This window comes from Niveispirillum fermenti, assembly GCF_052474395.1.
In genome coordinates, this window is sequence record NZ_CP156678.1 from 655,751 (window position 1) to 667,900 (window position 12,150).

General features: G+C 66.4%; 12 protein-coding genes. 4 read left to right on the forward strand and 8 right to left on the reverse strand.

The genetic code is table 11. From position 1 onward, the window contains the following. Positions 1 to 286 precede the first annotated feature (286 nt). Positions 287 to 1,576 carry an MgtC/SapB family protein gene (locus ABC728_RS02460; protein ID WP_416619830.1) on the forward strand — a complete coding sequence of 430 codons (1,290 nt, stop codon included), beginning with the start codon at positions 287 to 289 and terminating at the stop codon, positions 1,574 to 1,576. 45 nt (positions 1,577 to 1,621) lie between these two features. Here ABC728_RS02460 and ABC728_RS02465 read toward each other — a convergent pair whose 3' ends face one another. Further along, positions 1,622 to 3,676: a S9 family peptidase gene (locus ABC728_RS02465; RefSeq protein ID WP_416619831.1), complete on the reverse strand. Its 2,055-nt coding sequence runs from the start codon at positions 3,674 to 3,676 to the stop codon at positions 1,622 to 1,624. A gap of 274 nt (positions 3,677 to 3,950) precedes the next feature. On the opposite strand from ABC728_RS02465, the gene ABC728_RS02470 reads away from it, so the two are divergent. Together ABC728_RS02470 and ABC728_RS02475 are read left to right on the forward strand one after the other, a co-directional pair. Then, a complete protein-coding gene (locus tag ABC728_RS02470) occupies positions 3,951 to 4,427 on the forward strand; it encodes a (2Fe-2S)-binding protein (protein ID WP_416619899.1) in 477 nt (158 codons plus the stop codon). 4 nt (positions 4,428 to 4,431) lie between these two features. Beyond that, positions 4,432 to 5,217 carry an FAD binding domain-containing protein gene (locus ABC728_RS02475; RefSeq protein ID WP_416619832.1) on the forward strand — a complete coding sequence of 262 codons (786 nt, stop codon included), beginning with the start codon at positions 4,432 to 4,434 and terminating at the stop codon, positions 5,215 to 5,217. 12 nt (positions 5,218 to 5,229) lie between these two features. Here ABC728_RS02475 and yddG read toward each other — a convergent pair whose 3' ends face one another. Then, a complete protein-coding gene (gene yddG / locus ABC728_RS02480) occupies positions 5,230 to 6,132 on the reverse strand; it encodes an aromatic amino acid exporter YddG (RefSeq protein WP_416619833.1) in 903 nt (300 codons plus the stop codon). Then, a complete protein-coding gene (locus ABC728_RS02485; protein WP_416619834.1) occupies positions 6,129 to 6,602 on the reverse strand; it encodes an Lrp/AsnC family transcriptional regulator in 474 nt (157 codons plus the stop codon). Before ABC728_RS02485 ends, yddG begins: the two co-directional genes overlap by 4 nt. A gap of 57 nt (positions 6,603 to 6,659) precedes the next feature. Here ABC728_RS02485 and ABC728_RS02490 point away from each other — a divergent pair, with 57 nt between their 5' ends. Then, positions 6,660 to 7,286, forward strand: coding sequence for a LysE family translocator (locus ABC728_RS02490; protein WP_416619835.1), 627 nt, complete (start codon positions 6,660 to 6,662; stop codon positions 7,284 to 7,286). Positions 7,287 to 7,291: 5 nt separating this feature from the next. On the opposite strand, the gene ABC728_RS02495 is transcribed toward ABC728_RS02490, so the two are convergent. The 5 genes from ABC728_RS02495 to ABC728_RS02515 all read right to left on the reverse strand — a co-directional run bounded on the left by ABC728_RS02495 (position 7,292) and on the right by ABC728_RS02515 (position 11,948). After that, a complete protein-coding gene (locus ABC728_RS02495) occupies positions 7,292 to 7,603 on the reverse strand; it encodes a 2Fe-2S iron-sulfur cluster-binding protein (RefSeq protein ID WP_416619836.1) in 312 nt (103 codons plus the stop codon). Positions 7,604 to 7,627: 24 nt separating this feature from the next. Continuing rightward, positions 7,628 to 8,068 (reverse strand): SRPBCC family protein, encoded by a 441-nt coding sequence (locus ABC728_RS02500; RefSeq protein ID WP_416619837.1) that lies wholly within the window; start codon positions 8,066 to 8,068, stop codon positions 7,628 to 7,630. 1 nt (position 8,069) lies between these two features. Continuing rightward, positions 8,070 to 8,645 carry a DJ-1/PfpI family protein gene (locus ABC728_RS02505; RefSeq protein WP_416619838.1) on the reverse strand — a complete coding sequence of 192 codons (576 nt, stop codon included), beginning with the start codon at positions 8,643 to 8,645 and terminating at the stop codon, positions 8,070 to 8,072. Between the two features lie 72 nt (positions 8,646 to 8,717). After that, the gene (locus ABC728_RS02510) at positions 8,718 to 10,793 is read right to left on the reverse strand and encodes a TonB-dependent receptor (RefSeq protein ID WP_416619839.1); all 2,076 of its coding nucleotides are present in this window, start codon (positions 10,791 to 10,793) and stop codon (positions 8,718 to 8,720) included. A gap of 78 nt (positions 10,794 to 10,871) precedes the next feature. Beyond that, positions 10,872 to 11,948 (reverse strand): Rieske 2Fe-2S domain-containing protein, encoded by a 1,077-nt coding sequence (locus ABC728_RS02515; RefSeq protein WP_416619840.1) that lies wholly within the window; start codon positions 11,946 to 11,948, stop codon positions 10,872 to 10,874. Positions 11,949 to 12,150 lie beyond the last annotated feature (202 nt).

A 12,150-nucleotide genomic window follows, 5' to 3' on the forward strand; every position in this document is an offset into this window, starting at 1 on the left:
ACCTATAGGTTCTGATCACCACCCTCAATCGCCAGCGCCAACATTCGTTGGCTCGGGCGCGCCGCACGAGCGGTGCTGTGGCGGTCGCCGCCGAACCAACTTGCGATGAGTTCTACTCATCGCAAGTTGGTATAAGTTGTGATGAGTTCCACTCATCGCCCCGTGGCATAGGCAGATTTTCCGATCCGCCGTATGGCGTGCTAATCCGCTTGATCGGCTTGCATCCGGCCGTGGGGCCATCGCATCCTTCAGCCCGCGTCGGACGGGGTGGAACAGGTAGGCTGCGGTGGACGAACTGGATCTGTTGATGCGGCTGGCCGTCTCCCTGGCGGTCGGCCTGCTGGTGGGATTGGAACGGGGCTGGCAGGCGCGGGAGATGCCGGACGGGCATCGGGCAGCGGGGCTGCGCACCTTCGCGCTGGTCGGCCTGCTGGGCGGTGTCACGGGTCTGCTGGCCATCGGCTTCGACAATCTGCTGTTCCTGGGCCTGGCCTTTCTGGCCTTCTCCATCGCCTTCACGGCCTTTCATCTTCTGGAATCGCGGGCGGAAGGGCGAAATTCCGTCACGGGCGTGGTGGCCGGCCTGCTGGTCTTCCTGGTCGGGGCCTATGCCGTCAGCGGTGAATTGCGGGTGGCTGTCGCGGTGGGGGTCGCGGCCACGGTGCTGCTGGCCCTGCGTCAGACCCTGCATCAATGGCTGCGGCAATTGCAGTGGATGGAGATCCGGGCCGTCCTGATCCTGGCGACCATGAGCTTCCTGGCCCTGCCCATCCTGCCGCACGAGCCTGTCGATCCCTGGGGCGTGCTGAACCCGTCGGAGATCTGGCTGCTGGCCGTGCTGATTGCGGCGATTTCCTTTGGTGGCTACGTGGCGGTGAAGCTGCTGGGGGAAAAGCGCGGTATCCTGGTGGCTGCCATGGCCGGGGGACTTGCCTCCTCCACCGCGACGACCCTGACGCTGGCCCGTCTGGCCAAGACGCAGGAGAAGGCGGCCCCCCTGCTGGCGGCGGGCGTGCTGGTGGCCGGCATGGTGATGCTGGTGCGGGTCCTGCTGGTCGTAGGGCTGCTGAACCGCGCCCTGGTCATGCCGCTGGCTGTTCCGGCCGCGGGCGGCCTGGCCGTCCTGGGCGCGGCAACCGCCTTCCTGCTGCTGCGCGACCGGTTGGGGAAGGGCAAGGCGGAGAAACAGGTGGAAGGGGAGGACAAGGCGCCGGCGCTTTCCCTGTCGAACCCGCTGGAACTGGGCACGGCGCTGAAACTGGCGGCCTTCATCGCCGTGGTGATGCTGGGCGCGGAACTGATCCAGCGCTTCGTGGGGGATACAGGCCTGCTGCTGGCCGCGGCCATATCGGGCATCGCCGATGTCGATGCCATCACCATCACCATGGCACGCCGCGGTGGCCAGCCGGAGGGCGTGTCATTGGCCATCATGGCGATCCTGCTGGCCATGGGGGTCAACACCATCACCAAGGCCGTGATGGCGGGGTCCGTCGGCGGTACGCGGCTGGGCCTGTTGGCCGGGGGGCCCAGCCTGCTGGCCGTACTGGCCGGTGGTGGCCTTTTCTGGCTGGTGTAGAAAGGCCCGCCGGAGCGGGCCTTTCCAGGATGCTGTCCCCCAATGTCAGGGCGTGGCACCCGGCGCGACATGGGCTTTCAGCCAGCGTTCCACCTCGGCATACCAGAAGATGCTGTTCTGCGGCTTCAGGATCCAGTGGTTCTCGTCGGGGAAATAGACCAGCCGGCTTTCAACGCCGCGCCGCTGTAGGGTGTTGAACAGCTCGATCCCATGGTTGATGGGGACGCGCAGGTCCTGTTCCCCGTGCAGCACCAGGGTCGGTGTCCGGAAATTGCCGGCCTGCATGTGCGGTGAGTTGCGGGCGATGACTGCCGGGTCTTCCCAATATTCTTTGAACCGCGACTGGCTGCCGCTGAAATCGGCGGCGTACTGGGTATAGAGGTTATAAACGGCGGCGTGGATGACCAGCGTCTTGAACGGATGTTCCCGGCCCAGGATGAAGCTGGTCAGATAGCCGCCATAGGAGGCGCCCGCCGCAGCCATGCGGTCCTTGTCGATGAACGGCCTGGCCGCCAGCCATTCGGCGGCCTTCATCGTATCCTGATAGGGGACCTCGCCCCATTCGGGGTTGATGCTGTCGGTGAAGGCCTGGCCGAACCCGCTCGACCCGTGGAAATTATGCCAGGTGACGACATAACCCCAGCCCGCGAAGACCTGGGCGTTCCAGCGGTAGGAGAAAGCATCGGAAATGGCGTTGTGCGGCCCGCCATGGACCAGCATCAGGGCCGGATACTTCTTCGACGGGTCGAAACCCGGCGGATAGACGACCCACATCTGGATATCGGCGTCGTTGGCGCCCTTGTAGGTCACGCTTTCCACCTTGCCCAGCGTGAAACCGGCCAGGGCGGTGCCATTGGCCGTCGAAATCTCCCGCACCTTGCCCGATCGCGGGTCGATGGCGATCAGTTCCGCCGGGGCCGACAGCGACTGGCGCAGGCCGATCATGGACCGGCCGGCCACATCGATATCAGTGACGTCGCCGCCACCTTCCGTCAGGCGGCGCGGTGCCGCGCGGCCGCGCGGATCATAGCGGTAGACGCGCTGGGTGGCCGCATCGTCGACCGAGCCATAGATGGCGCTGGAATCGGGGGCCCAGACGATATCATCCGCCGACCGGTCGAACCCCTCCGTCACATCGCGCACGGCACCCGTGGCACGGTCGCGCACCATCAGGCGGGCATTCTCGCCATAAAAACCGTAGATCGTGCGCTGACGATAGGCCAGATACTTGCCATCCGGGGAATAGGCGGGGCCGCTGTCGGGACCGGTCACGTTGGCGGCCGTGATGTTCTGTGCCGTACCGCCGGCCAGTGGCAGGGTGAACAGGTCGATATTGGGCCGGTTGCCCACCTTGTCGACATTGACGGGAAAGGCGATTTCCTTGCCGTCGGGCGCGATGTCGAACGGGGCGGAACCTTCATTGTAATGGACTGAAACACCAGTGTTCACCGTCAGCGCGCGCGGTGCCGCCCCTGTGATGTCGGTGACGTAGAGATGATTTTCCCGGTCGTCCAGGTAACGGTCGAAATAGGACAGCGGCGCCTTGTCCCAGACCTTCGCCGTCATCTTGCTCTCGTCACGCTCCTTCAGGCGCTTTTCCTGCTCCTCCCAGCCGGTCAGCTCGGGCCAGACACGCGACAGGAAGACCAGGCCCTGGCTGTCGGGCAGCCATTTGGGCGTGCGAATGCCCGTGGGTACGGTCGTCAGCCGCCGGGCCTCGCCCCCCGCCACGGGGATGATGTAGAGCTGCGGCGCCTTGTCGTCGTCCCGCTTGGCGACGAAGGCGACGAACCGGCCGTCCGGGCTCCAGGTTGCGTCGCCTTCTGCTGCGGGGTCGGTGGTCAGTTGCCGGGCCGGGCCGCCTTCCACGGGGAACAGCCACAGATCGGCGTCGCGCTTGTCGGTCTTCAGGTCGAAGGTGGAAACCGTCACCAGGGCGGTCCTGCCATCCGGTGACAGCGCGGGGGAGGACAGGCGCTTCAGCCCCCACATCTCCGTGGCGCCCATCACCTTGCCATCCTGCGCCCCGGCAGGAACGGCCAGCACCAGCGCTGCGGCCGTCAATACCAGCCGGACCCGCGCCAAATTGCACAATCGCATCAAATCCTCCATCCATCCGGATTTGCACGCAAAGATGCCAGCCGGGCCAAAGGGGGTACAGCGCTGTAACAGAAGCGTTACCAACCGGTGACGATTGCACGGGATAGGCATTGCGGTGCCGTCCGATGCAACCATCGGCGCAGGGGCCGGCGCCCCCGTTGCCGATCCTGGCCGACCGGCTTGACGGGACCGGCCGGCATGTTTAGGCTTGGTGTCTGAAAAGCGAATGAAAACAAGAATTTGCCAATCTGAACCGGCCTTTTGGGGGGAGATGATGCCCGTCGAAATCTCGCTGACCGTCAATGGCGCGTCCGTCACCCGTGCCGTCGAACCGCGGCTGTTGCTGGCGCATCTGCTGCGCGATGTGCTGGGCCTGACGGGTACCCATATCGGCTGCGACACCAGCCAGTGCGGGGCCTGTGTCGTGCATCTGGACGGCCGGTCGGTGAAGAGCTGTGCCGTGCTGGCGGTGCAGGCCGACGGGGCCGATGTGCTGACGATCGAGGGACTGGCCGGCGCGGATGGCACATTGCACCCGATGCAGGCGGCTTTCCGGGAGCATCACGGTCTGCAATGCGGCTTCTGCACGCCCGGCATGGTGATGGGCGCCATCGATCTGGCCCGCACCGCCCCCGACCTGGAGGAGGTGACGATCCGGTCCGGCCTGGAAGGCAATCTGTGCCGCTGCACGGGCTATCAGAATATCGTGAAGGCCGTGCGCGCCGGTGCCCGTGCCATGCAGGAAGGGTGAGGCGATGTATGATTTCGACTATCGCCGCCCCGCCAGCCTGTCCGATGCCACGGCTCTCCTGTCGCAGGATGAGGATGCCAGGGCGCTGGCCGGCGGCCAGACCCTGATCCCCACGCTGAAGCAGCGGCTGGCCCAGCCCTCCCTGCTGGTGGACCTGTCCGCCATTCCGGCGTTGCGGGCCATCACGGCGACGGAGGGGCGGGTTCGCATCGGTGCCATGGCCACCCATGCCACCGTGGCCGGTAGTGCCGCCGTGCGTGCCGTGCTGCCGGGGCTGGCCGATCTGGCGGCGCATATCGGTGACCCCCAGGTGCGCAACCGCGGCACCATCGGGGGATCGGTGGCCAATGCCGATCCCGCCGCCGATTATCCCGCAGCATTGCTGGCACTGGATGCCGTCATCCACACCGACCGGCGGGACATCGCGGCCGGCGACTTCTTCACGGGCCTGTTCGAAACAGCCCTGGCACCGGGCGAGATCGTCACGGCCATCGGGGTCGCGGCCGCCGACCATGCGTGCTATGCCAAGGCCCCGCATCCAGCCAGCCGCTATGCCCTGGCCGGCGCGTTCGTGGTGCGGCGCGGCGGGCAGGTGCGCGTGGCCGTGACGGGCGTTGCCGATTGCGTATTCCGCTGGACCGCTGCGGAAACGGCCTTGGCCGCCGATTTCTCCCCCGCCGCCTTGTCCGGCCTGACCCTGCCGGCCAATGGCCTGAATGCCGATATGCACGCATCGGCCGAATACCGGGCGCATCTGGCAGGCGTGCTGGTGCGCCGGGCGGTTGGGTAAAGGAAAGGGGTATCAGGCCCGGCGCAGGCTGCGGCCGGCGATGATGGCGCCGCCCATGATCAGCAGGCAGGCGCCGGCCACCGGCCAGTTCCACCCCGCCCGTCCGGCTGCGATCAGCAAGGCCGTGGACAGCAGCGGGGTGGTATAGGACAAGGCGCCCAGGGTCTGGATGTCCCCCCGTTTCACCCCATGGTCCCAGACGAAGAAGGCCAGCCCCACCGGGCCCACGCCCATGGCCAGCACCGTCAGCCAGCCCCCCGGTCCGGCTGGCCACAATGTCTGTTCGAACAGCAGGTGGCAGGGAACGGCCAGGACGGCCGTGGCAAGACAGAAGAAGGCGACGATTTCCGTCGGCACCGCGCCGAACCGCCGGCTCAGCACCGAATAGCCGGCCCAGGTTACGGCGCAGGCCAGGGCCGAAAGGTATCCCGGCAGATGTTCAGTCGCCACCGCCAAACCGCGCCCGCCCGTGACCAGTAGCAGCGTTCCAGCCAGTCCGGTCACGGCGCCCAGTAGTTGTGCGCGACCCAGTCTTTCCCCCGGCAACAGGCCGGCGAACAGCACGATCAGCAGCGGCCACAGATAGTTGATCAGGTTGGCTTCGGCCGCCGGGGCGGTGCGCAGTGCCAGGAAATAGAGAAAATGGTAGCCGAACAGCCCGCCGATCCCCAGCAGCCAGACAGGCGCCGGCTGGCGCAGCACCGCCAGCAGCGGGCGGCGCGTGGCCAGGATGACGCAAAGGCTGACCATCCCGCCGACCCCAAAGGAAAGCGCCACCAGCAGGAAGGGCGGCACCGGTGCCGCCTGCGCCGTCAACAGCGCCAAAGTGGACCACATCAGGATGGCGGTGCCGCCGACCAGCGTGGCCCGGCGGATGCTGGTGGGGGTCTGGACGGGACCGGTCACGGCAATCATGGTTCGAAGGGCTCCAACGGTCGGGGGCCTGTCTTGGTGGACAGGATCATCGTGCTGTGCGTCGCGCCAAAGGCCGATATGGCGGTCAGCACCCGGTTGAAATGCGGCACGTCCATGGCGGCCACCTTCAGCATGTAGCTGTCCTCTCCCGCCACCTCATGGCACTCCAGCACCTCCCGCCGGTCATGGGCGAAAATTTCCAGGTCCCGGTCGTGGCCGGGATAGGTGCGCACCCGGACGAAGGCTGTCAGCTTCAGGCCCAGGGCGGCGCGGTTGACCTCTGCCCGGTAGCCCTGTATCAGGCCCGTGGCTTCCATCCGCCGCACACGTTCGGCGACGGCTGGAGGGGTCAGCCCCACCTGGCGTGCCAGATCGGCGAAGGATTGGCGGGCATCGCGCTGCAGCTCACGCAGCAGATGCAGGCCGATATCGTCAAGAAGGTCGAGCGGGGAGGGGGCGCGGTCGGGCATGGTGGCCGCATCCTAACCGGATGTCGGTCCCTGCGCCAACCGATTGGCGCGGGGAAGGTGCTGGAATTGCTGGACGATATCGGGATTTTCTGGCGCGGGGTCGTGCTGGGGGTGATCATCGCCGCCCCCGTGGGGCCGATCGGGCTGCTCTGCATCCGCCGGTCACTGGAACGCGGCCTGTCCACGGGGCTGGCGACGGGGCTGGGGGCGGCCATCGCGGACGCGGCCTTCAGCGCCGTGGCCGCCTTCGGCATTACGGCCGTGCTGGACATGATCACGGGCAATATGCGGCTGTTGCAGGTGTTGGGCGGTACTTTCCTGCTGGCCGTCGCCGTCCACAGCCTGATGCGTGAGCCGCGGCCCCTGGCGGCGGAACCGGTGGCGGGCAACCTGACCGCCGCCACCTTCACCGGCTTCTTCCTGACTGCGACCAACCCGGTCACCATCCTGGGGATGAGCGCCATCGTCATCGGCTTCGGCAATACAAGGGGACCGGCGGAGGATGGGACGCTGGTGGCCGGCATCTTCGCCGGATCGCTGCTATGGTGGGTGGTGCTGTGCGGCGGCGTCACCCTGCTGCGCCGCCGCGTCACGGGCCGGACCGTGCATTGGATCAATATCGGCACCGGCGTCGTGCTGGGCCTGCTGGGCATCTATACGCTGGGCGCGGCCTGGGTAGGGTGAACCCTTTACGGGGCCAGCGACAGCGACAGCCCGTCCAGCGCATCTGTAACCGGTATCTGGCAGGAAAGGCGTGACCGGTCCGGGCGATAATCGTCCAAATCCCCCAGAAGTTCCTGTTCTTCCGGCCCGGCGGGCGGCAGGTCCGCCATCCGGGCCGGGTCCAGATGCACATGGCAGGTGGCGCAGGAACAGGCCCCGCCGCAAATGGCGGCGATGTCGATGCCGGCATCCTTCAGCCCTTCCATCAGGCTGGTGCCCGTTTGCAATTCCACCCGGCGGGTTCCCTCATGCGGGGTGGTGACGGTCACGGTCGGCATCGGCATGGCTCCGGAAGGCGGCGGTCAGGCATCCAGGCCCAGGGCCCGGTCCAGGTTGGCAAAATAGGCATCCACATTCTGCCGCGACAGCGCGCGGCAGGTCTGTTCGTCCGCGCCGAACGGGATGTAATGCAGGTGCATCGACACCGCGCAGGCTTCGGGGCCGCAGAGTGTGACGCGGATCGTGCCGGCATAATCCGTCCAGGGCACATTGCCATTGTCGATCATGCGATAGCCGATGACGCGGTCCACCGGGTCCAGGATGTCCAGCCGCTGGCGCACGGGCGCCCCACCCAGCCGTTCCACGGTGTGATAGGTACGCACGGCCCCCAGGCCCTCGCCTTCCACCTCCACCCGCTTCACATAGCCATGGGTCAGCGCGTCGGACCCGAAGGCACCGACCAGGGCCCAGACCGTGTCGGCCGGGGCCTCCATGCGGCGGGCAATGTCGATCTCCACCCGCATGTCACCGGCCCCCGTCCAGCACGGCCAGGAACTTGGCCAGGAAGTCGGGATGGGTGGGCCAGGCGCCGCCCGTGACCAGGTTGCCATCGACCACGGCCGTATCCATGGGCACGTCCATCCAGGTGGCCCCGGCCAGTTCCACTTCCGGCCGGATGTCGGGATAGAAGGTGACCTGCCGTCCTGCCAGCACGCCCGCCGCCGACAGGAACTGCCCGCCATGGCAGATGCAGGCCACGGGCTTGCCGGCCTGGAAGAAGGAACGGATCAGGGCCTGCACCTCCTCCTTCATGCGCAGATATTCCGGCGCCCGCCCGCCGGGCAGATACAGCGCGTCGAAATCCTCCGGCCGGGCGCCGGAAAAATCGCCGTTCAGCAGGAAACGGTGGCCCCGCTTCTCGGTATAGGTCTGAAATCCCTCGAAATCATGCACGGCGGTTTCCACCCAGTCGCCGGCCCGCTTGCCGGGGCAGACGGCCTGGACATGATGGCCCACCATGGTCAGCGCCTGAAAGGGCACCATGGCTTCGTAATCCTCGACGAAATCCCCGACGAGCATCAGGATGTTCTTGGGCGACATGGATCATCTCTCCCGGCCCCCCTTGCCCGACATGGCGGGGGGCCTCTGTTGGTGGTTTCCGGAGGGGGGGGATCAGAAGCGCCAGACGGCTTCCAGGCCCAGGCGGCGCGGCTCGTTCGGCCAGCGGATATCCTGCGCGGTGCCGATGAATTCCCGTGCGAAGAACTCCACCGAATAGCGTTCGTCGAACAGGTTCTTCACATAGCCGGTCAGGGTCAGTGGCCCGGTTTCCCAGGACAGGCGCAGATCGACCAGATGCACGGGCGACCGCTTGTCGTCATTGTCGACATGGAAGGAAAGGTCGCCATTGGCCGTGTAATCGACGCGGCTGGTCAGCGAACTGCCGCCCGGCAGGTCGGTGGTGTAGCTGAGCCCCAGCGCATAGGACCAGCCGTTGACATAGGGCACCTGATTGCCCTTGTAGAGGCCGGTGCCGTCGAAATCGTCGATCCCGCTATCGATCAGGCTGACGGAGGCGTTGGCGTCCAGCCCGCGTGCCAGGCGGGCGGTCAGTTCCGCCTCCAGTCCGCGCGCCGTGGCCCTGGCGATATTGACGATGCCCTGCGCCCCGGTCGTGGCGTCCAGCAGGAAGGTCTGCTGGTTATCATATTTCGTGCTGTAGGCCGACAGGTTCAGGACGACCCGGCGGTCCAGCATCTCCGATTTCAGGCCCAGTTCATAGGAATTGGCATCTTCTGCCCGGAACACGGGTGCGAACACGCCGCTGGGCGCGTTGAAACCGCCGGATCGGAAGCCCTTGGCCCAGGTGGCATAGGCCATCATGTCCGCATCCAGCCGGTATGAAATGGATGCCTTTGGCTGCCAGGCATCGAAGCTTTTCTGCCGGGTGATGCCTGTTCGCGGGTCCGTCTGGCGACGGCGATCCGTGTCGTAGCGCATGGCCAACGTCAGTTCGGTGCCTTCCGCGATATCGTAATTCAACTGGCCGAACCCGGCCAGCGCGCGGTTGCGGTTGGCCTCCGGCGTGTCGGCCACGCTCAGCATGCTGCCACCGACATTGGCGAACACCTCGGTGCGCACCTCGCGGTCGGTGTCCAGCCAATAGGCGCCCACCACATAGCGCAGCGGGCCCGTGGCGTCGGAGGTGAAGCGCAATTCCTGGCTGACCGCCTCGACCCGCAGATCCTGCGACGCTTCCAGGATGGATTGCGGCAGCCAGTCCAGATCCTCGTGAAAGAATTCATGGGTGGAGGAATAGGCGGTGACGGCCGTGATCGTGCCGCCGCCCACCTCGTAATCCAGCTTGGCCGAAACATCCCGCAGCCGGCGGAAACCGTCGCCCAGCACATCGGCCAGAACGGGAATGCTGGTATTGTTGGGCATACCGTCAGGCAGGGCCACGTAATAGGCGGCGCCTGCCTCCAGGTTGGAGAAGGAGCCGCGCAGGTCGATGGAGACATCATCCGTGGGTTTCACGATGACGCGCGCCCGTCCCGTCCATTCCTCCTGGAAGTCCGCCTTGCGATCCAGCGTGCGGTTGCGGATCAGCCCGTCGAAATTGCGCCAGCCCAGAGAGGCACGGACCAGCACCTTGTCCTCCACCAGCGCGCCGGACCCGGCCAGGCGCAACTTGCGGTCGCCACCGTTGGCCAGTTCGGCGCGGGCGGTGAATTCCGGATCGTTGCCGGGCTCGCGCGTGACGATATTGATGGCGCCGGCAATGGCGTTGCGACCGTAAAGCGCCCCTTGCGGTCCCTTCAGCACCTCCACCCGCTCCAGATCATACAGTTCCTGCGTGATCTGGTTGGGGCTGGAAAGCTGCACGCCGTCGATGACGATGGCCACCGGCGCCTCGCCGTTGCGCACCTGGCTGATGCCGCGGGCGGAGATTGTGACCGTGCCGGGATTCTGCCCTTGGGCCATGGACAGGCCCGGCACGAAATCCAGCACATCGCCGATGCCTTCCACGCCGCGCTCCTCCAGGGCCGAGGCCGACAGGGCGGTGATGCTGTCGGGCACATCCTGCAGGCGCTCCACGCGCTTGCGTGCCGTCACGACGATCTCCTCAAGCTCGAAAGCCGTGGCGCTTCGCGGCTCTCTACCCATGGCGCCCTGCGCCGTGGCCGGCGGGGCGAGGGCGAGGATGGCCAGCGCGGGCAGCAGCCCGCGTGCGCAATTCTTCTTCATCTTATGAGGCCTCTTCCTGTAACGCGGCCGCCCTTGCGGCGGCCATTCTTGTGACCGGACCGGTGGGGTCCGGGGGCGTCAGCGGATATGGGCGGCGCCCGGATGGGCCCGCGGGAAGCGGGCGATATGGTCCAGGAACTTGCTCAGCGCCTTGTCGGAGCGCGTGAATTGTCCGCGCGTGAAGCGGATGGAGTTCAGCACGCCGATATCCTGGCTGACCACGAACCGTTCCAGTTTCATGGCGAAATCCAGCGTCTCCTGGACCTTGGCATCATCCTCGGGCGTGCCATCGCTCTTGCGCGTGGCGATGATGAAATAGCAGCGCTGTGTCCCAGGCCGCAGAAGCCCCAGCGGGAACAGGAACGCGAACCAGCGCCCGTTGGCCTCGCCCGTCTGCAGGAAGATGTTCGACCCGTGGATAGCCAGGCTGTAGCTGATGCGCGCCCCGGTCTCCCGGAAGATGCCCGTCAGGTCGTAGGAGACGGAATGCGGCGCCCAGACGATGTCCTCGGCCGGGTCATCCCCATCGATATCAATGCCGTGCAGGCATTTCACATGGTTGAAATCCAGCGTGTTGCACATGAACACCCAGGGATCGGCCAGCAGGTCGATATGCGGGATGTCGGCATGGAAGGTCAGTTCCTCGTCCGGCAGGCCCAGGTCGGGCAGGTGCCACAGCGGTTCCTCGCCATTGAAGGCCCAGACCAGGCCGTAGCGCTCCACGGTCGGATATTTGAACAGCTTGGCCCGGGGCGGCACGGGGTCGCCGCTGCCCGTGCGGGTGCAGCTTCCCTTGCCGTCGAAGCACCAGTGGTGGAAGGCGCAGCGCAACTCCCCCCCTACCAGGTCGCCCTGGGCCAGATTGGCGCCATTGTGCGGGCAATAGGCGCTGACGACATTGGCGATGCCGTCCGCATCGCGGAACGCCACCACCTGCCCGTCCAGGAAATTGCTGCCCAGCACCTTGCCGGCCGGCAGTTCGCTGGACCGGCAGATGGGGAACCAGCTTTGGGTGAAGACGCCGTCATCCCCTTCGAAGATCACCCCGCGGCCTTGCCGCCGGCGGTCGATCGACTGCTCGCGCGGGAATGCTCCTTCCAGATGAGGCCGGTTTTCCTCATTGATCCGATCGTAAAGCCTGTCCAGGTCCGACATTGTCGCCTCACCGTTGTTCTGCCGCATGCTTTGGCGGGCAGAGTAATGAGGGTGAGGCAGCACCGGCCATGTCCCCTGTGGGGACAGCAATCAGGTCACCGCCGGGGCTAGTGGGGGATGTCCCCACAGGGGATGGTGGCAGGAACAGGAGCGGGCGCGCGGCGATGTGTGCCGTGGCATCTCCGCTGCATCTCCGCGGCTG